We start from the raw sequence: 17,872 nt of genomic DNA on the forward strand, positions 1-17,872 counted from the left end.
GGCCTCTGATGGCCGAGAAGGACTGGATACGCCAGTATTTCGCGCCGCTGGCCAAGGCGCCGGGCGCGGCGGGTCTGACCGACGATACGGCTGAAATTTCAAAGGGTTACGGGCCTCTCATTGCGACGGTGGACGCGATGGTGGAGGGCGTGCACTTTTTTGCTGACGATCCGGTCGAGACGATTGCGCGCAAGCTGGTGCGGGTGAATGTGTCGGATATTCTGGGCTCTGGCGCGGTTCCGCGGGAGGCGCTTTTGACCCTCGGATGGCCCCAGGCGGGGCGCAATCCGGGACAGATCGGGACATTTGCGGACAGTTTCGGGACAGAACTGGACAGGTGGGGCATCCTCTTGGCTGGCGGCGACACGGTGATGACACCGGGGGGCCTCTTCCTGTCGCTGACCCTGACAGGCGAATGCCTGGGGCCTGCGCCGGTGCGCCGGGGCGGGGGCAAGGCGGGGGATGACGTCTGGGTGACCGGGGAGATCGGCGCGGCAAGGCGGGGGTATCTGTGGAAAACGCAAGGGCTGGGCGAGGCCGGCTGGCTGAACGCGTTGCAGGTGCCGGAGCTGCCTCCGCTTGAGGCGGCGGGGCTGATTTCCGCCCATGCGAGCGCGGCGATGGATATTTCCGACGGGCTGCTGGGCGACCTGTCCAGCCTGGCGGCGGCCAGCGGGCTGGGCGCGCAAATCGACCTCGACCAGGTGCCGTTTGCAGGCGGGGCGGCGAGCCTTGAGGAAATGATCGATCTTTCGAGCTGGGGCGATGATTATCAGCTGCTGTTTGCGGCGCCGCCTCAAGCGGCTGGTTTCATTCAGGATTTTGGATTGCGGGTGACCCGGATCGGGCGCCTGGCCGAGGGGGCGGGGCTTGTGGCCTCTCACTGTGGAAAACCCGTTAACTTGCCGGAAACTCTCGCCTTCGAGCATGGCCGAGTCGGTGGTCCTGCCGCTCGCTCCTGACGCGATGCATCTTGCGCGCGTCCGGCCCGGCTGGCAGGCAAGTCGGTCTAAGAAGAAAAAAAGACCAGACCGGAATCAATCCGGCTGAGTTTTCTCGGGGAAAGCAAGGAGGAAAGCCTATGACATGGTACGCCCTGGCACTTGGTGCAGGTATACTGTCAGTCTTATACGGTTGGGTTCAGATCCAATCGATCATGAAAGCCCCTGCGGGCAATGCCCGCATGCTGGAAATTGCCGCCGCCATTCAGGAAGGCGCAAACGCCTATCTGAAGCGTCAGTATCGCACCATCGGCATCGTCGGCGTGGTTGTCGCGATTGTGCTGGTGATCCTGCTCGGCTGGAAAGCTGCGCTGGGATTTGTCATTGGCGCGGTGCTCTCCGGGGCAGCGGGCTATATCGGCATGCTGGTTTCGGTGCGGGCAAACGTGCGCACGACGGAGGCGTCACGCCACGGCCTGAATGAAGGCCTCAAGATGGCGTTCAAGTCCGGCGCGGTCACGGGCATGCTCGTGGTTGGCCTCGCGCTGATCGGCATCGTTGGCTATTACGGCCTGCTGACCGGGCCGCTGGGGCTCAGCCTCGGGGACGAAGACCAGAAGCGCGAAATCATTGACGCGCTGGTGTCGCTGGGCTTTGGCGCCTCGCTGATTTCGATCTTCGCCCGTCTGGGCGGAGGTATCTTCACCAAGGGCGCAGACGTTGGCGGCGACATGGTCGGCAAGGTTGAAGCCGGCATTCCCGAGGACGATCCCCGCAACCCGGCAACGATTGCCGATAACGTGGGCGACAATGTTGGCGACTGTGCCGGCATGGCGGCGGACCTGTTCGAGACCTATGCAGTGACCCTGGTGGCCACGATGGTGCTTGGCGGGATCTATTTCGCAGCCACGCCTTACATCGCCGAGATCATGATGCTGCCCCTCGCCATCGGCGCGGTGTGTATCGTTACCTCCATCATTGGCTCTTTCTTTGCCACCCTGTCCAAAGGGTCCACCAATGTCATGGGCGCGCTCTACAAGGCGCTCAACGTGACCGGCGTGCTCTCCATTGGCGGTCTGGCCATTGCCATTCATACCGTCCTTCCGGGCGGTCTGGGCGGCACGCTGGAAGGCGCGGGCGCCTTGCTCGGTCTCGTCGATCCTGCAACCGGCCAGGCAGCAGATATTACGGGCTGGCACCTCTTCGCCTGCGGCGTGGTGGGTCTGTTCGTCACCCTGCTGATCGTTGTGATCACGGCCTATTACACCGAGACGAAGTATCGTCCGGTGCGCTCCATTGCGAAAGCTTCGGAGTCCGGCCACGGCACCAACGTCATTCAGGGTCTGGCCGTTTCGCTGGAAGCGACTGCTCTGCCAGCGCTGACCATCATTGGCGGCATCCTGCTGACCTACAACCTGGCAGGTCTCTATGGCATTGCCATTGCCACCACGACGATGCTGGCGCTGGCTGGCATGATCGTGGCGCTCGACGCATTTGGTCCGGTGACGGACAATGCGGGCGGTATTGCCGAAATGGCAGAACTGCCTTCTGAGGTGCGCACCACCACAGACGCGCTGGACGCTGTCGGCAACACGACCAAGGCGGTTACCAAAGGCTACGCGATCGGCTCTGCCGGTCTCGGCGCACTGGTGCTGTTTGCGGCGTATGCAGAGGATTTGAGTTACTTTACCGCTCGTGCGACAGAGGGCTCGTTCTTCTACAACATCACGGTCGACTTCTCGATTGCCAATCCCTACGTCGTGGTTGGTCTGCTGTTCGGCGGCCTTTTGCCGTTCCTGTTCGGTGGCATGTCGATGATGGCTGTGGGCCGCGCGGCGCAAGCCGTCGTTGAAGAGGTTCGCCGCCAGTTCCGCGAAATGCCGGGCATCATGAAGGGCGAAGTAAAGCCCGATTATGGCCGGGCCGTGGATATGCTGACACAAGCGGCGATCAAGGAAATGATCATTCCTTCGCTTCTGCCGGTGCTGTCTCCGATCATTCTGTTCGGTGTCATCCTGGTGATCGGCGGACCGGGCGAGGCGCTTGCCTCGGTCGGCGCAATGCTGCTGGGCGTGATCGTAACCGGCCTGTTCGTTGCCATCTCGATGACCTCGGGCGGCGGCGCATGGGACAACGCCAAGAAGTATATCGAAGACGGCCATCATGGCGGCAAGGGCTCTGAAGCCCACAAGGCCGCTGTGACGGGCGACACGGTGGGTGATCCCTACAAGGACACTGCCGGCCCCGCCGTGAACCCGATGATCAAGATCACGAACATCGTGGCCCTTCTGATGCTGGCGGTTCTTGCCGGACACTGAGTGTCAGAGGTGAATTCAATGAAAACTCCCGGAGGCGACTCCGGGAGTTTTTGTTTGTGCGCCGCTCATATCGGCAAATCCTATAGGGGCGCGGTTTCGTTTCTATTGGGCGCCGGCTCCGGGCGCCCTATTGTCCGCCTCAAAGCAGCGCCAGTGCGATCAGAACGCTGCGCAGGGAGGTTCAGCAGGACAATCAGGCCTCCGGTAGGGGCGCGTTGACACGCCAAGCGTCACACGATGCCCCGGTGGCCACTGGGAGCCATCGATTGACCGACTGAACGAAGAAGGCCGCAGCCGGGTTTCCAGCTGCGGCCTTTGGATTCCGGTATTGGATGAACGCCTAGCGGCGGCCGGTCGGGTTGCCCGGTGTCGTTTCATCCGTGTTGGGCAGGCGGACGGCGCCCACGGTGCCGAAGATCTGTTCCCAGAAGCCAAGTTCGCGGCCACGTGTGGGCGTCTCGCGCGAGGCATAGGAGACGATCTGGCCGTCGGTGACGCTGTACTTCACAACCTCATCGACCGCGTCATCTTCGCTGAAACTGATCGCAATGATGCTGCGCTCGACCACCTTGGGCCGGTAGAAGGCGAAGCGTTCCTGGATGTCGGAATAATAGAACCAGATATTGGTATCGAAGAGACCTTCGGTGGAAGGCGAGCCGAGCTGGGCCAGCACGGTCGAGCGGGTGTCATCGCCCGGCTTGATGTCGATAGGCTGGACTTCATCTGCGATGTAGCCGTGGAAATCCCGCGCCGGGCTCAGACAGGCTGTCAGCGGCAGTGCGGCAAGAAGGCCTGCGGCCACAAGAGAAAGACGCGCCATGTATGGCTCCTATAGGCTTTGACCGCAGACCTAGCGACAGGTAACCGGGCTTGGCAAGCATTGGAGTACAGGGTTGATCGCTTTTTCAGGCAGCTGGTTCCGGCGGCGCTCCGCGCTCAAAAAGGTTGTGGCGGAGGCATATGGCCGTCTGGCGCGCGAAGCGCTGATGCCGGTGCACTATGAGGCGCACGGTGTTCCGGACACTTTTGAGGGCCGCGCGCAGATGGTTACGGCCATGACGGCCCTTGCCTGCAAGCGATTTGCCGATGTGGGCGGGCCGCTGGCGGGCGAACTGACCGAGCGGCTGAACGCGCGCGTCTTCGACGGATTTGATGCGGCATTCCGCGAAAAAGGCGTTGGGGATCATTCCATCGCGCGCAAGGTGCGCACGCTGGCCGAGGGGCATTCCGGGCTGGGGCGGGCGTTGATGGAGGCGCTGAGCGCGGGTGATTCGGACGGGGCGCTGGAAGATGTGCTGCGCCGCAACGGGGTGACACCGCCGGAAAAAGCAGGCGATCTGGCCAAGGCGCTGCGCCGCTACCGGGCCGTGTTTGAGGCGCAGACGGACGCGGAAATACTGAGCGGCGGGTTCGCCTGTGGCGCGAGCGAGCCGGGTAAATGATCGGCACGGGGTTGTGATGGACCGCATCTCGCCCGTTGCTTTGAGGGGCGGCGCCACTTAAACCCGCAAAAATACGCACAACGCCGTAACTACGGTCCTTTCTCCATGCAGCGCAAACTGACGCTCTCGATTGATGCCATGGGCGGCGACGCCGCGCCGGGTGTCACCATTGACGGAACCGCCGAGTTTCTCGCGGGCCGCCCGGAGGCGCATGTGCTGCTTTATGGCGATGAGGCGCGGCTGGCGCCGCTGGTGGCGGCCAAGCCGGGGCTGGCGGGGCGGGTGACTATTGTTCACGCCGCCGAGAAGATCACCAGCGACATGAAACCCAGCCAGGCGCTGCGCCGGGGTAAGGGCAGCTCGATGTGGGCGGCGGTCGAAGCGGTGAAGGAGGGGCAGGCAGATGCCTGTGTCTCGGCCGGCAATACCGGCGCGCTGATGGCGATCTCGATGCTGGTGCTGCGCAAGATGGAGGGCGTACACCGCCCGGCCATGACGGCGCTGTGGCCGACGCTGCGCGGGCGCACGGTGGTGCTGGACGTGGGCGCGAATGTCGACGCGGACGCCGAGCAGCTGGTGACCTTTGCGATCATGGGCGAGGCGTTTGCCCGCGCCACGCTGGGCATCGAGCGGCCATCGGTGGGCATCCTGAATATCGGCTCCGAAGAGATGAAGGGCCATGATGAGGTGCGCGAAGCGCATGAACTGCTGCGCAATTCGCCGCTGAAGATGGATTATCGCGGCTTTGTTGAGGGCGATGACATTTCCGGCGGGGCCGTGGATGTCGTGGTCACCGATGGCTTTACCGGGAACGTGGCGCTGAAGACCGGCGAGGGCGTGGCCCGGATGCTGGCCGGCCGCATGCGCGAGGCGTTCACGGCCAGCCTCACCTCCAAGATGGGCGCGGCGCTGGCGATGAGCGGGCTGAAGCGGCTGAAGGATTTCATGGACCCAAGCAATGTGAATGGCGGGGTTCTGATCGGGCTGGGCGGGGTTTCGGTGAAAAGCCATGGCGGGGCAGATGCCCGCGGGTTTGCCCGCGCGTGTGAACTGGCCGCTGACCTGGCGTTGAGTGATTACCGGACTGAGATTGCGGCCAATCTGGCGCGTGTCGGGTCCGGCGGTCTGGCAGCAGAGTAACGGCGCAAGGGCGCCAGACGAGGATAGGTGGAATGGGAAGGCGCAGCTTTATCCGTGGAACCGGCAGCTACCTGCCTGAGCGCGTTCTGACGAATGACGAACTCTCGGAAATGGTTGAGACCACCGATGCGTGGATTCAGGAACGCACCGGCATCAAGAAGCGCCATGTGGCAGCCGATGGCGAGCTGACGTCCGACATTGCCGTGCACGCAGCGCGGCGCGCGCTGGAGGCGGCGGGCATGCAGGCCAGCGAGATCGACCTGATCGTGCTGGCGACGACGACGCCGGACCAGACCTTCCCGGCAACGGCGACGGCGGTTCAGGCAAAGCTCGGCACCGGGCCGGGCGCAGCGTTTGATGTTCAGGCGGTGTGTTCGGGCTTCCTGTTCGCGCTGGCGACAGCTGACTCGCTGATGAAGCAGGGGCTGTTCCACAAGGCGCTGGTGATCGGCGCGGAGACGTTCACGCGCATCATCGACTGGTCGGACCGGGGCACCTGCGTGCTGTTTGGCGATGGCGGCGGGGCGATCGTGCTGGAATGCGTGGAATGGGACGGGGCCGATGACGCCGGCGTCATCACCCACCATGTACGCACGGACGGGACGAAATCGAACCTGCTCTATGTGGACGGGGGCGTCAGCTCCACCGGCACCATCGGCCATGTGCGGATGGAAGGGAACAAGGTGTTCAAGCACGCGGTGACCAACATCTCCGCAGCCATCGAGGCGGTGTTGACGGAAACCGGGCTGACCTCGGCGGACATCGACTGGTTCGTGCCCCACCAGGCCAACAAGCGTATCCTCGACGGGGTTGCCAAAAAGATGAGCATTCCGGAGGAGAAGGTGGTCATCACGGTGAGCGAGCATGCCAACACCTCGGCAGCCTCGATCCCGCTGGCGCTGGACCATGTGGTGCGCTCAGGCCGTGCAAAACCGGGCGATCTGATCCTCTCCGAGGCGATGGGCGGCGGCTTCTCCTGGGGTGCCAGCCTGTTCCGGCTTTGAGTCAGAAGAAATCTGACACAAATTTAGCTAACGCCCGCGCTAGGAATTCGTTAAGATTGCGGGTCTAGGCTTTTGAAAAGAAACGGGCTGACAGAATGAGCGACCGTACACTTACCCGCGCCGAAGTTACCGATGCCATCGTCCGAGAAGTGGGCGTGACACGGCAGGAATCCGCAGACCTTCTCGACCGGACGCTGGACCTTATCGGGGCCGCGCTGGAGCAGGAGCAGGAAGTGAAGCTGGCCCGCTTCGGAAATTTCGTGGTCCGCTCGAAGGCGGCCCGTGAAGGCCGTAACCCCAAGACCGGCGAAGAGGCTCCGATTGCCGCCCGCCGCGTTGTAACCTTCCGGCCCTCGCCGATGCTGAAGTCTCAGGTCGGCGGAGACGATTGATTTAAGGAGGCACCTGCATGTCGGCACTCAAAGCCCGGATTGAGAAATCAGCAGATGCCTACAGGTCGATTGGGGAAGCCGCCGCAGAGCTTGGCCTCGAAACCCATGTGCTTCGCTATTGGGAAACGCGCTTTCCCCGCCAGGTGCACCCGGTAAAGCGTCCCGACGGGCGCCGCCTTTTCCGCCCGCAAGATATAGACGCGCTGCGCGCCATCCGCATTCTGGTGCATGAGCGCGGCATGACGCTGAAAGGCGCCAAGGCTGTGCTCAGCCAGCAGGGCGTCGCCGCTGTTCTGGACGGCACGGCAACCATCACACCCGACAGCGCGCCAAGCCCCGCCCGCGCCTTGCAACAGACCCTGGCGCGGGCCTTCACCGATGTGCCCGCAGACCCAGAGGCCCGCCGTGAACGCCTGGACGAGACGCTCAACGAGCTGTCGGATCTGAAATCGCGGCTCGATGCGCTGCGGGCAAAACGTCAGGGCTGAAGTTCGCTTTTCGCTGAGAGAAGGTCCCGGCTCGCCAGCCGCTATGCGGCTTTGGCCGGGATGACACCGGCAGACGGCTGCGTTTGATTTTTCCCGGAATTTAATGGTCGGAGCGAGAGGATTCGAACCTCCGACCCCTAGTCCCCCAGACTAGTGCGCTAACCGGGCTGCGCCACGCTCCGACCGAGAGGCGCTGTATAGGCAAAGGCTTCCGTCGCCGCAACGGCTTATTGCGGGTGAAGAACAGCCTTATTCTGTGCCCGTTCGCACGCTGCCTGAAGGCGGCATGGTGGAAGCGCGCCAGGCATGCCTATATTAGGCAGGAAATCAGACAGGAGGGCTGCCCCCATGGCAAAGCCGAAAATCCAGCGCAGTGAACGTGAATGGCGTGAGATGCTGACCGATCAGGAATATGCGGTCGGCTTTCAGGAGGGCACCGAACGGGCCTTCACGCCGGGCAATTACGAGAGCGAGAAGCGCAAGGGCGTCTATCACTGCAAAGGCTGTGAGACGCCGCTCTGGTCGTCCGAGCATAAATTCGACTCAGGCACGGGCTGGCCCAGCTACTGGCAGCCGATCGGCGAAGGCGTGGTCGCCACCAAGACCGACTTCAAGATGATCTATCCGCGCACCGAGTGCCACTGCGCCAATTGCGGCATGCATATGGGGCACGTGTTCAAGGACGGCCCGCCGCCGACCGGACAGCGCTGGTGCATCAACGGCATCGTTCTGGATTTCCGCCCCGAAGGCGAATGAAGGGCTGGACAAGTGAAGGCGGCTTCCCTCAGATATTTCGACTATCGATAAGGGAGCCCTTCAGATGCGCCTTGCTGCAAATCTCGCCGGCCTATTGGCCGCCTCAACATTTTTGACTGGATGCATGACAGTGAGCCAAGACACTGAAACGGCCGCAACCCTGGCCGCCGAAACGCCGGCCGCCGCCCAGCCGGCGCCCCCGCTGGCCCCGCGCATCGATCACGAGATCACGCAGGTTGGCCGCACACGGAACGACCCTTACAACTGGCTGAAGGATGAAAACTGGCAGGAGGTGATGCGCGAGCCATCGCTGCTGCGCGCCGACATCCGCGACTACCTGCTGGCGGAGAACGCGTTCACCAAAGCCGTTCTGGAAGACCCGACGGCGGCCCTGCGCGAACAACTGTTTGCCGAAATGCGCGGGCGCATCAAGGAAGACGACACGTCCGTTCCCGACATTGACGGGCCGTGGGCCTATTATACGCGCTTCCGCGAGGGCGGCGAGTATGCCGTGTTTGCGCGGCGCCCGGCTTCCGATGCGTTCAATGACGCGGCGCCCGAGACGCTGTTGCTGGACGGCGACGCGCTGGGCGAAGGGCAGGACTATTTCTCCTTCGGTGACATTGAGGTGTCGCCCGATCACAAATTCATTGCCTATGGCACGGACCTCAAAGGCAGCGAATTCTATGCGATCCGCGTAAAGAATATCGAGACGGGCGAGGACACCGGCGTTCTGATCGAGAACGCCTATGGCCCCATGGAATGGAGCGACACCGGCAAGGCCATCTTCTGGGTGGCGCGCGATTCCAATGGGCGGCCGAACGCCGTTTATCAGCGCAGCCTGGAGAGCGGCGAAGACACGCTGATCTATGAGGAGCAGGACCCCGCTTTCTTCGTCAGCATTTCGACGACCGAAAGCGAAGAGGTGATCCTGATCAATGCGTCGGGCCATACGACCTCGGAGATCCACTGGTTCCCGGCCGATGAGCTGAACCCCACGCTGCGCACGATTGCGCCGCGCCAGACAGATCACGAATATTCCGTGACCCAATGGGACGGAGAATTCTACATCGTCACCAATATTGACGGGGCGGTAGACTACAAGCTGATGAAGGCGCCGATGGAAGCGACCTCGCCGGCCGAGTGGGAAGAAGTCATCCCGCATCGTCCGGGTACGCTCATCATGGGCATCACGGCGCAGCAGGATTACCTGACGATCATGGAGCGCGAGGACGGCCTGCCGCGTATCGTCGTGCAGGCGCGCGCCGATGGCGCGTCTCACTCGATCAGCTTTGATGAGGCGGCCTATGAGCTGGGCCTTGAGGGCGGGTATGATTACCAGACGCCGATCCTGCGCTATGAGTATGCCTCGCCCGCGACGCCGGATCAGGTGTATGATTACAATCTGATCACGCGTGAGAAGACCCTGCGGAAAACCCGCGAAGTGCCCTCCGGCCATAATGCAGCAGACTATGTGGTTGAGCGGATCATGGCGCCGTCCTGGGATGGGGCGGAAGTTCCGGTCACGCTGCTGCGCCATAAGGATACGCCGGTGGACGGCACCGCGCCGCTGCTTCTGTATGGCTACGGATCATACGGCATGTCGATGCCGGCGGATTTCCGTACCGGCCGGCTCAGCCTCGTGGATCGCGGTTTCGTCTATGCCATTGCGCATATTCGCGGCGGCATGGAGAAGGGATACCAGTGGTATCTCGACGGCAAGCTTGAGAAGAAGACCAATACGTTCAAGGACTTCGTGGCAGCGGGCGAGCATCTCGTCGCGCAGGGCTATGGCGCCAGAGGGCGCGTGGTTGCGCATGGCGGCTCGGCCGGTGGTCTGCTTGTCGGCGCAGCGGCGAACATGGATCCGGAACTCTTCGGTGGCATCATTGCAGCCGTTCCGTTCGTCGATGTGCTGAATACGATGTCGGATGAAAGTCTTCCCCTGACCCCGCCGGAATGGCCCGAATGGGGCAATCCGCTGACGGATGAAGCGGCCTATGAGACGATCCTGGCCTACAGCCCGTATGACCAGGTGGGTAACAAGCCCTACCCGGCGATGCTGATCACCGGCGGCGTGACCGATCCGCGCGTCACCTATTGGGAGCCGGCAAAGTGGGCGGCGAAGCTGCGCCATGAAGCGCCCGAAGGCGGGCCGTATTTCCTGCGCATCAATATGGATGCCGGGCATGGCGGCGCGTCGGGCCGCTTTGAAGGCTTGAAGGAAGTGGCCACAGAGTACGCGTTCGCGCTGGCGGCAGTTGGCAAAGTCGATGGCCTGAGGATCGAGCGGGAGGAGTAGGGCGCGTGCTCTACGCGCTCGACTGCGAGTTCAATGGTTTTGGCGGTGAGCTCATCAGTCTCGCCTTGTCAGGCGAGGCGGGTGAGCTTTACCTTTGCCGTCCGAATGCGGAGCTCGACGGGCTGGAACTGCATCCGTGGGTCGAGGAACATGTGCTGGCGATCCTGGAAGTGCACGATGCGCGCCCCAGAGTGCTGCCGCTGACGGAGTTCGGGCGCGCTATACAGACATTTCTGGAAGATGATCCCGAGCCGTGCGTGATTGCAGACTGGCCGGAGGACCTGACGCATCTGATGCAGTGTCTGATCATTTCGCCGGGGCAGATGGTGCGGATACCGGACCTGTCGCTGAAGCTGATGCAGGTGTCTGCCTGGCCGACGGATATTCACGACGCGGTGCAGCACAATGCCCTCTGGGACGCGCGGGCGCTCAGCCGGGCGCTGGCGCTGTCGCGCGGCGAGGTGTGAGCGCAACAAAAAAGGGAGGCGAAGCGCCTCCCTTGATCGTGCGTTTGAAGCGCCGGATCAACCGTAGAGAACGGTGATCGATTCTGCGACGAGCGCGGGGCGGTCCTGACCTTCGATTTCGATGGTGGCTTCCATCTTCATCTGCTTGCCACCGGACTTTGCTTCGATCGAGAGGCATTTCTGGCGGAGGCGGACTTTCGAGTTCACCGGCACCATGTTGGTGAAGCGGACTTTGTCGGAGCCGTAATTGATGCCGCGGGTGACGCCTTCAACGCGGAGGACTTCGGCGCCGAGCATCGGCAGCAGCGACAGGGTGAGGAAGCCGTGGGCGATGGTGGAGCCCATCATCTGCTTGGCTTTTTCCTCGTCGACGTGAATCCACTGATGGTCGCCGGTGGCGTCTGCGAACAGGTTGATGCGGGCCTGGTCGATGGTGTGCCAGTCGGACACGCCGACTTCCTGACCGGCCAGGGATTCGAGATCGGCGTAGGCAACTTTGCGCGGATTGGCCATGGTATTCCTCCTTGAATGTATAGACTTCTTCTGGCGCGGCTTTGGCCAATCTGCAAGGTTAACTGGGCGTCAACCCGGCGCGGCCTAAGCGTGACTGCCGCCATGACCCATGGCTGGGCTGACGAGGGAGGCAGAAATGGCCGAGTCGCCGCTGATATCGATTGATCCCGGAAGCCGGGGCAACGCCAATCTTATCTACTTTCTTTACATCGTGGCACCCGTCTTTTTCCAGCTTCTGGCCCTGGTGGGCGTCGTCATGGCGTATCTGGGCAAGGGCAAGGGCGACGCGCTGATCGAGAACCATTATCGCAATCAAATCAACATCTTCTGGAAGATGCTGCTGTATTGCGTAGTCTCGGCTTTGCTGACGTTTATCGTGATCGGCGTGTTGCTGTTTCTGGCGGCGCTGGTCTGGTACATCGTGCGGATCGTGAAGGGGCTTCAGGCCTTGTCGGCAGGAGAGCTTGTCGAGAATCCCGAGAGCTGGCTGCTCTGATCTAGCCGAGATGGCGTTTGAGCGCGGCCAGGAAGCGGGCGATGTCGTAGTCGCTGGTGTAGAGGTGGGGCGTGATGCGCAGGCGGTCGCCGCGGCGGGAGACGTGGATGTTTTCGGCCCTGAGGCGGGCAGTGAGATCATCCGGGGCGGACGCGGGCAGGAGGGCGGAGAGGTAATGCGGGCCGCGCTCGCTTTCCGGCAGGCTTGAGAGGCCCATTTCGGCCAGGTCCGCGGCGAGCTGGCGGTTGCGATGGCCGAGCGTTTCTTCAATGTTGGTAATGCCCCAGTGGAGGATCAGCTTCACCGCCTCTTCCAGCGCGGGCAAGAGGGCAAAGTTTGACCGTTCCCCCATATCGAAGCGTTCGGCGCCGGGCGCGTAGGCGTCGGTATAATCGATCAGGCGGGCGAAGTTTGAGGCGTTCTCGCGGGTGATCCAGTTCTGCTCCAGCGGGCGGCCCTGGCGGTGTTTCGGGGCGACATAGAGGAAGCCGGTGGCATAGGGACCGAGCAGCCATTTATAGCCGGCGGCGACCATGAAATCGGGCTCGATTTCGCTGGCATTGAACGACAGGGCGCCGGCGCTTTGCGTCAGATCAAGGACCAGAGCGGCGCCATTCTCGCGACATTTCCGGACAATCCGGGACAGATCGAGACGCGCGCCATCCGTCCAGCGCACATGCGGGCACGCGACGATGCCGGTGGCCATGCCGATGGCGTCGAGCAGAGCTTCGGAGAGGGACTCGTTGCCGCCCGCTTTCACCGTGCGCAGCGTTGCGCCGGTGGCGGCGGCATGGGCGCGCCATGTGTAGACGTTGGACGGGAACTGGTCCTCCAGGATCAGGATTTCCTGACCGGGGGACAGCGGCAGGTTGAGCGCGGCGGTGGCGAGGCCATAGCTGGCCGATGGGACGAAGGCGATGCCGTCTGCGTCTGCATTGATGAGCTGGGCCAGGAGGGGTCGCAGGCGGGCGGTATCGGAAAAGAACTCCGTATCCGGAATGGTCCAGGGGCGCAGCTTGCGGGCAAGGCCGCGCTGGCCTGCCTCAAAGGCCGCGATGGGAAGCGGGCCCATCGTGGCGGTGTTGAGGTAGGCGACATCGTCGGGGATGTCGAACAGGTGGCGCTGGTCTGGAAGCAGGGTCATGCATAAGGGCTAACGCGAGTGAGCCGGGCAGGCCAGTGGAAAGACGCTTTTGGGGCGGGTTTTGCGCTTTGGCAGCGGTTGCGGCCGGAACGCGCGGGGGGCGCGGCCGGTGTGGGTGTGCTGGCGGGGTGAGAGGTTTTGGGACAGAGCGGTGAGAAGGTCCCAGATCGCGGCTTTGCCGCGTCCGGGATGACACGGGGTGTGAGACTAGGAGGTGTCGGCGATTGCCGCTCCCCCCTCCGACCCTCCGACCCTCCGACCCTTCGGGCCTTCTCGGGGCGTTTGCGGTGCAAACGCTTGTCCCTCGAAGCCCCCGCAAGCAGGGGAGGATGCAATTGGTTGGGGCTGAGGGATTGCCAGCCAGAAGGGTTTTGGATTCCTCCAGAAAAACGCCAACCATGTTTGGCGGGATCGCGCTCTTCCAGACGGGATCATCCCAGCTGGCTTTCCGCGCTTCAAGTTTGCGATAGGCGCGCCAGTGGTCTCCGACCTGGACGATGTGGACCTGGCCCCATCGGGTGACGGAGATCAGAAGCGTTCTTAGTTCCTTGTCCTGACGTTTGAAGATCCAGCGCAGCTGCAGCCAGAGGTATGGCCAGAAGACGGGCGATACGTGGGTGTAGAGGCGGGCGATCTGGGGTGTCATGGGAGGGAGTATAGATCCGTTCCCGGAGGGGGTGGATGAGATTTCTGGAAATCGCGGAGTTGCTACAGGTTCAGCGGGAATATTGGTGGATAGGCGCCGTTGGAGTTTTTTCAAGAAAACTCCAACGATGCTCCAACAAAACTCCAACGGCGGGCTGTTCAGTCTGGGCGAGAGAGAGGGAGGCCGTCCATTCCGAAGAGGGCGTATTGGAGGCTTTGGGCGATGCGGTTTGCGCGGTCCAGGAAGAAGGGGATCGCTTCGGGGGTTTTGGCCGTGTCGCGGAGGGTTTGTTCGAAGAGGGCGAGCCAGAGGTTGAAGTGGAATTGCTGGATGTGGCGGTGTTTGGCGTGGGCGGGGACGGGGCGGCCGGAATAGCGCCCCGTTCCGAGGGCGACCGAGGACCAGAAATCTTTCATGGTTTCAAGGTGCGGGGTCCAGTCTGTGATGGCGGCGCCGAAGACCGGGCCGAGGACGGGATGGGCGCGGATGCGGGTGTAGAAGGTGTCTACCAGGGTGGAGATGTAGGCTTCATCGATGCCCATTTCTGCGGCCTGAGCGCGGAGTTCCAGGCGGCGTTCTTCGGCGCTGCGGACGCGAAACTCGGTCATGGCGGGCTCCTTTCCCGGACAGATCAGGACAAATCGGGACAGTTTGGGACACTAAGCGGCCCATCCAGGTCACCCGATACGTAGATGTCCGGGGCGCGTCCTAAAGCCGCCTGGCCAGGACGATGTCGTCATAGACCTTCTCGCCGACCTGGAACTGGCGGGTGCCGGCGAGGGCGAAGCCGGCCTTTGTGTAGAAGGCGATGGCGCGGTGGTTGTCCTCATAGGTGCCGAGCAGGAGGCGGGGCGCGCCGCGCTGGCGGGCGTCGTCTATGGCGGCCTCCATCAGGCGCGGGCCGGTGCCCGAGCCATGGAAGCGGGAGAGGACGTAGATGCGTTTGAGTTCGATGTCGCCCGGCTCCAGCGGGAGGGGCAGGTCTGGCGGGCAGTTGACCGCGTAGCCGATGGGGGCGCCGGTGGCGGCGTATTCGGCGAGCCAGACCGAGCAGGCCGGATCGGCGAGATATTTCGCATAGACCTTGAGGGAATGCTGGCCCGTGCAATGGGCGATGATGGCGTCGCCGTCGATGTCGAAGACATAGCTGTCGATGAAGGTGGCCACGCCAATATGGGCGAGACGCTCGGCATCGTGGGCCTGCGCGCGGCGGATCGTGATTTCGCTCATGGGGCGGGCAGAGCCTCGGCCTGGCAACGGGCGAGGAGGGCGTCGATGGCGGCGGTGGCCTGCTCGACGCGGCCTTCCCAGGGGCCGGTAATGAGCGTGTACGGAATACCTGCCTTCTCGATCAGCTCGACGAACCGGTCGTGCATCCAGCCGCGGATCTTCTCGCCGTCGCGCACACCGTCCTGCACAAAGGGGACTTCCGGGGTGGGGATGAGGTAGAGATCGACCTGGTCGCGGTCGCCTATCGCGTCCACCTCAGGGTGGCGCTTGCCGGCATAGCGTTCGTACCAGGTGGCGGTGGCGAAGGCGTTGGTGTCGGCGAAGAGGATACCGTTGGCGCGGGTGGCGGCTTCGTTTTCGCGGCGCTGCTGTTCCTGCGCAATGTGGATGAAATCCTCATCGGTCCATTCGGGAATGTCGCCGCCCTTGAGGGACTGGGCGGCGAGTTTCTGTTCCCAGAGTTCCCGGCCGAATTCGGCGACCCAGACGGTGTTGTAATGGGCGGCCAGCTCGATGCAGAGCGTGGTCTTGCCGGTGGATTCGGCGCCGATCAGGACGACGCGCAGGGGTTTGTTGCAGGTCATGCATTCACCGATTTGCGCCATTCCAGCAGGCCCATGACTGAGAGCGCCAGAAACACCGCATACAGAAGGGCCGTCAGGTAAAGGCCGTTAAACAGGCAGACGGGGATGTAGATAATGTCGGCAATGATCCACAGCCACCAGCATTCGAAGATTTTCCGGCTCTGGGCCCATTGGGCGGCGAGGCTGATGGAGGTGACGAGGGCGTCCCAGAATTTGGTGGCCCCGCCGGCTTCATCCAGCAGGCGGTAGAGAAGGGCTGTGCCGCCTGCAATACCGAGGAGGGTGAGCGCCCATTCGAGGCGGGGCGCGCGGCGGATTTTCAGGGCGCTGCGGTTTTCGCCGCCATAGAGCCAGAGATACCAGCCGACGAGATTTATGGCGAAGAAGACGAGCTGGAGCCCGGCCATGGCGAAGAGGTCGGACAGGTAGAAGACAACGGCGTAGATGCCGACTGTGATCAGGCCGAGGGGGAAGTTCCAGATGTTCTGGCGGGTGACCAGCCAGACGCAGAAGACGCCGGTGACGAAGGCGATGGCTTCGAGGTAGCTCGCCGCGCCGGTGTACCAGGCGGCGGCTGCGATGGTCGCGGAGATGAGGAAGAGACCGGCGATGAGGGCCGTGCCGGGGCGGCGGGGGGCGGCTGATGCGGTCATCTAATGCGCCTTCCCTGGGTGCCTGGTGGAGAGGCCCCTCCTTTGGGGAGGGGCCTGACCTGTATGTGCGTTACGCTTTGCCCATCTCGATTTCGAGGTTCTGGGCGACTTTTTCGATGAAGCCTTCGGTCGTCAGATAGCCCTGGTCGGGGCCGACGAGGAGGGCGAGGTCTTTGGTCATGAAGCCGGCTTCGACGGTCTTGATGATGGTTTTCTCAAGCGTCTGGGCGAACTTGCGCACTTCGGGGGTCTCGTCCATGCGGCCGCGATGGTCGAGGCCCTGCGTCCAGGCGTAGATCGACGCGATCGAGTTGGTCGAAGTGGCTTCGCCCTTCTGGTGGGCGCGGTAGTGGCGGGTGACGGTGCCGTGGGCGGCTTCGGCTTCGACGGTCTTGCCATCGGGGCTGAGCAGGACCGACGTCATCAGACCGAGCGAGCCATAACCTTGAGCAACCGTGTCGGACTGAACGTCGCCGTCATAGTTCTTACAGGCCCAGACATAGCCGCCCGACCATTTCATGGCAGCCGCGACCATGTCGTCGATGAGGCGGTGCTCGTAGGTGCCTTTGAATTCGGCGAACTTGGCTTTGAACTCTTTGTCCCACTCTTCCTGGAAGATGTCCTTGAAGCGGCCGTCATAGGCTTTCAGGATCGTGTTCTTGGTGGAGAGGTAGACCGGCAGTTTGCGCTGGAGGCCATAGTTGAACGAGGCGCGGGCGAAGTCGCGGATCGAGTCGTCAAGGTTGTACATACCCATGGCGATGCCGGCGCTCGGGAAATCGAAGATTTCCTTTTCGATGACCTTGCCGTCTTCGCCTTCGAATTTCATCGTCAGCTTGCCCTTGCCGGGGACGAGGAAGTCAGTGGCGCGGTACTGGTCGCCGAAAGCATGGCGGCCGATGATGACTGGCTTGGTCCAGCCGGGCACGAGGCGCGGGATGTTGGAGATGACGATCGGCTCGCGGAAGACAACGCCGCCAAGGATGTTGCGGATGGTGCCGTTGGGCGACTTCCACATCTTCTTCAGACCGAATTCCTCAACGCGGGCTTCGTCCGGCGTGATGGTCGCGCACTTGACGGCGACGCCGTATTTCTTGGTGGCTTCGGCCGAGTCGATGGTGATCTGGTCGTCGGTCTCGTCGCGTTTCTCGATCGAGAGGTCGTAATATTTCAGGTCGATATCGAGGTAGGGGTGGATCAGCTTGTCTTTGATGAGTTGCCAGATGATCCGGGTCATCTCGTCCCCGTCCATCTCGACAATCGGGTTTTTGACCTTGATCTTCGCCATTTTTTGGAATCCTTGCGCTGCATACGGTTGGGCGGGGCTATAGCAGACCCACAGGCCGCGTCAAAACC

Annotated in this window: 19 protein-coding genes and 1 tRNA gene; 11 read left to right on the plus strand and 9 right to left on the minus strand. The window is 62.6% G+C overall.

The annotated features are described in order from the left end of the window. Window positions 1-8 precede the first annotated feature (8 nt). Together thiL and HNE_RS05750 are read left to right on the plus strand one after the other, a co-directional pair. Window positions 9-962: a thiamine-phosphate kinase gene (gene thiL / locus HNE_RS05745; protein ID WP_011646176.1), complete on the plus strand. Its 954-nt coding sequence runs from the start codon at window positions 9-11 to the stop codon at window positions 960-962. Between the two features lie 119 nt (window positions 963-1,081). Continuing rightward, complete coding sequence (locus tag HNE_RS05750) at window positions 1,082-3,259, plus strand: sodium-translocating pyrophosphatase (protein ID WP_011646177.1); 2,178 nt, start codon at window positions 1,082-1,084, stop codon at window positions 3,257-3,259. A gap of 340 nt (window positions 3,260-3,599) precedes the next feature. Here the strand turns inward: HNE_RS05750 and HNE_RS05755 are convergent, their stop codons facing one another. Beyond that, entirely contained in the window at window positions 3,600-4,079 is a 480-nt protein-coding gene (locus tag HNE_RS05755; protein ID WP_011646178.1) for an outer membrane protein assembly factor BamE, read from the minus strand. A 73-nt stretch (window positions 4,080-4,152) separates the two neighbouring features. Between HNE_RS05755 and HNE_RS05760 the strand changes: the two genes are divergently transcribed. The 5 genes from HNE_RS05760 to HNE_RS05780 all read left to right on the plus strand — a co-directional run bounded on the left by HNE_RS05760 (window position 4,153) and on the right by HNE_RS05780 (window position 7,725). Next, on the plus strand, window positions 4,153-4,701 hold the full coding sequence (locus tag HNE_RS05760; RefSeq protein ID WP_011646179.1) for a ubiquinol-cytochrome C chaperone family protein: 549 nt from the start codon (window positions 4,153-4,155) through the stop codon (window positions 4,699-4,701). Window positions 4,702-4,806: 105 nt separating this feature from the next. Further along, the gene (gene plsX / locus HNE_RS05765) at window positions 4,807-5,841 is read left to right on the plus strand and encodes a phosphate acyltransferase PlsX (protein WP_011646180.1); all 1,035 of its coding nucleotides are present in this window, start codon (window positions 4,807-4,809) and stop codon (window positions 5,839-5,841) included. 32 nt (window positions 5,842-5,873) lie between these two features. Continuing rightward, window positions 5,874-6,845: a beta-ketoacyl-ACP synthase III gene (locus HNE_RS05770; protein ID WP_011646181.1), complete on the plus strand. Its 972-nt coding sequence runs from the start codon at window positions 5,874-5,876 to the stop codon at window positions 6,843-6,845. Window positions 6,846-6,940: 95 nt separating this feature from the next. Next, window positions 6,941-7,237: an integration host factor subunit alpha gene (locus tag HNE_RS05775; RefSeq protein ID WP_011646182.1), complete on the plus strand. Its 297-nt coding sequence runs from the start codon at window positions 6,941-6,943 to the stop codon at window positions 7,235-7,237. A 17-nt stretch (window positions 7,238-7,254) separates the two neighbouring features. Then, window positions 7,255-7,725: a MerR family transcriptional regulator gene (locus HNE_RS05780; RefSeq protein ID WP_011646183.1), complete on the plus strand. Its 471-nt coding sequence runs from the start codon at window positions 7,255-7,257 to the stop codon at window positions 7,723-7,725. Between the two features lie 104 nt (window positions 7,726-7,829). Here HNE_RS05780 and HNE_RS05785 read toward each other — a convergent pair. Further along, a tRNA-Pro gene (locus tag HNE_RS05785) sits at window positions 7,830-7,907 on the minus strand. Window positions 7,908-8,073: 166 nt separating this feature from the next. On the opposite strand from HNE_RS05785, the gene msrB reads away from it, so the two are divergent. The 3 genes from msrB (at window position 8,074) to HNE_RS05800 (ending at window position 11,250) form a co-directional block, all read left to right on the plus strand. Continuing rightward, window positions 8,074-8,481: a peptide-methionine (R)-S-oxide reductase MsrB gene (gene msrB, locus HNE_RS05790; RefSeq protein WP_011646184.1), complete on the plus strand. Its 408-nt coding sequence runs from the start codon at window positions 8,074-8,076 to the stop codon at window positions 8,479-8,481. Window positions 8,482-8,605: 124 nt separating this feature from the next. After that, window positions 8,606-10,783: a S9 family peptidase gene (locus tag HNE_RS05795; RefSeq protein WP_148205816.1), complete on the plus strand. Its 2,178-nt coding sequence runs from the start codon at window positions 8,606-8,608 to the stop codon at window positions 10,781-10,783. A 5-nt stretch (window positions 10,784-10,788) separates the two neighbouring features. Then, window positions 10,789-11,250, plus strand: coding sequence for a hypothetical protein (locus HNE_RS05800; protein ID WP_011646186.1), 462 nt, complete (start codon window positions 10,789-10,791; stop codon window positions 11,248-11,250). A gap of 57 nt (window positions 11,251-11,307) precedes the next feature. On the opposite strand, the gene HNE_RS05805 is transcribed toward HNE_RS05800, so the two are convergent. Continuing rightward, window positions 11,308-11,763, minus strand: a complete 456-nt coding sequence (locus HNE_RS05805) for a MaoC family dehydratase (protein ID WP_011646187.1) — start codon at window positions 11,761-11,763, stop codon at window positions 11,308-11,310. A 136-nt stretch (window positions 11,764-11,899) separates the two neighbouring features. On the opposite strand from HNE_RS05805, the gene HNE_RS05810 reads away from it, so the two are divergent. Continuing rightward, entirely contained in the window at window positions 11,900-12,259 is a 360-nt protein-coding gene (locus HNE_RS05810) for a DUF4870 family protein (RefSeq protein ID WP_011646188.1), read from the plus strand. Window position 12,260: 1 nt separating this feature from the next. Here HNE_RS05810 and HNE_RS05815 read toward each other — a convergent pair whose 3' ends face one another. The 6 genes from HNE_RS05815 to HNE_RS05840 all read right to left on the minus strand — a co-directional run bounded on the left by HNE_RS05815 (window position 12,261) and on the right by HNE_RS05840 (window position 17,804). Then, on the minus strand, window positions 12,261-13,403 hold the full coding sequence (locus HNE_RS05815; protein WP_011646189.1) for an aminotransferase class V-fold PLP-dependent enzyme: 1,143 nt from the start codon (window positions 13,401-13,403) through the stop codon (window positions 12,261-12,263). Window positions 13,404-14,207: 804 nt separating this feature from the next. Then, a complete protein-coding gene (locus HNE_RS05820; RefSeq protein ID WP_011646191.1) occupies window positions 14,208-14,657 on the minus strand; it encodes a group III truncated hemoglobin in 450 nt (149 codons plus the stop codon). A 100-nt stretch (window positions 14,658-14,757) separates the two neighbouring features. After that, window positions 14,758-15,279, minus strand: coding sequence for a GNAT family N-acetyltransferase (locus tag HNE_RS05825; protein WP_011646192.1), 522 nt, complete (start codon window positions 15,277-15,279; stop codon window positions 14,758-14,760). Beyond that, on the minus strand, window positions 15,276-15,863 hold the full coding sequence (locus HNE_RS05830; protein ID WP_049755032.1) for an AAA family ATPase: 588 nt from the start codon (window positions 15,861-15,863) through the stop codon (window positions 15,276-15,278). The genes HNE_RS05825 and HNE_RS05830 overlap by 4 nt, the downstream gene beginning before the upstream one ends. After that, on the minus strand, window positions 15,860-16,516 hold the full coding sequence (gene pnuC / locus HNE_RS05835; RefSeq protein ID WP_011646194.1) for a nicotinamide riboside transporter PnuC: 657 nt from the start codon (window positions 16,514-16,516) through the stop codon (window positions 15,860-15,862). Before pnuC ends, HNE_RS05830 begins: the two co-directional genes overlap by 4 nt. 70 nt (window positions 16,517-16,586) lie before the next feature. Then, window positions 16,587-17,804 (minus strand): NADP-dependent isocitrate dehydrogenase, encoded by a 1,218-nt coding sequence (locus HNE_RS05840; protein ID WP_011646195.1) that lies wholly within the window; start codon window positions 17,802-17,804, stop codon window positions 16,587-16,589. Window positions 17,805-17,872: the final 68 nt, after the last annotated feature.

It is taken from the genome of Hyphomonas neptunium ATCC 15444, assembly GCF_000013025.1.
Lineage (GTDB): Bacteria > Pseudomonadota > Alphaproteobacteria > Caulobacterales > Hyphomonadaceae > Hyphomonas > Hyphomonas neptunia.

What these genes read in the sequence shown, in the direction of transcription:
- HNE_RS05820 (WP_011646191.1), bottom strand. Translation starts at nt 14,657, where the DNA reads ATGACCGAGTTTCGCGTCCGCAGCGCCGAAGAACGCCGCCTGGAACTC.
- plsX (WP_011646180.1), top strand. Translation starts at nt 4,807, where the DNA reads ATGCAGCGCAAACTGACGCTCTCGATTGATGCCATGGGCGGCGACGCC.
- HNE_RS05815 (WP_011646189.1), bottom strand. Translation starts at nt 13,403, where the DNA reads ATGACCCTGCTTCCAGACCAGCGCCACCTGTTCGACATCCCCGACGAT.
- HNE_RS05825 (WP_011646192.1), bottom strand. Translation starts at nt 15,279, where the DNA reads ATGAGCGAAATCACGATCCGCCGCGCGCAGGCCCACGATGCCGAGCGT.
- HNE_RS05840 (WP_011646195.1), bottom strand. Translation starts at nt 17,804, where the DNA reads ATGGCGAAGATCAAGGTCAAAAACCCGATTGTCGAGATGGACGGGGAC.
- HNE_RS05780 (WP_011646183.1), top strand. Translation starts at nt 7,255, where the DNA reads ATGTCGGCACTCAAAGCCCGGATTGAGAAATCAGCAGATGCCTACAGG.
- HNE_RS05810 (WP_011646188.1), top strand. Translation starts at nt 11,900, where the DNA reads ATGGCCGAGTCGCCGCTGATATCGATTGATCCCGGAAGCCGGGGCAAC.
- HNE_RS05755 (WP_011646178.1), bottom strand. Translation starts at nt 4,079, where the DNA reads ATGGCGCGTCTTTCTCTTGTGGCCGCAGGCCTTCTTGCCGCACTGCCG.
- msrB (WP_011646184.1), top strand. Translation starts at nt 8,074, where the DNA reads ATGGCAAAGCCGAAAATCCAGCGCAGTGAACGTGAATGGCGTGAGATG.
- thiL (WP_011646176.1), top strand. Translation starts at nt 9, where the DNA reads ATGGCCGAGAAGGACTGGATACGCCAGTATTTCGCGCCGCTGGCCAAG.
- HNE_RS05770 (WP_011646181.1), top strand. Translation starts at nt 5,874, where the DNA reads ATGGGAAGGCGCAGCTTTATCCGTGGAACCGGCAGCTACCTGCCTGAG.
- pnuC (WP_011646194.1), bottom strand. Translation starts at nt 16,516, where the DNA reads ATGACCGCATCAGCCGCCCCCCGCCGCCCCGGCACGGCCCTCATCGCC.
- HNE_RS05750 (WP_011646177.1), top strand. Translation starts at nt 1,082, where the DNA reads ATGACATGGTACGCCCTGGCACTTGGTGCAGGTATACTGTCAGTCTTA.
- HNE_RS05830 (WP_049755032.1), bottom strand. Translation starts at nt 15,863, where the DNA reads ATGACCTGCAACAAACCCCTGCGCGTCGTCCTGATCGGCGCCGAATCC.
- HNE_RS05805 (WP_011646187.1), bottom strand. Translation starts at nt 11,763, where the DNA reads ATGGCCAATCCGCGCAAAGTTGCCTACGCCGATCTCGAATCCCTGGCC.
- HNE_RS05775 (WP_011646182.1), top strand. Translation starts at nt 6,941, where the DNA reads ATGAGCGACCGTACACTTACCCGCGCCGAAGTTACCGATGCCATCGTC.
- HNE_RS05795 (WP_148205816.1), top strand. Translation starts at nt 8,606, where the DNA reads ATGACAGTGAGCCAAGACACTGAAACGGCCGCAACCCTGGCCGCCGAA.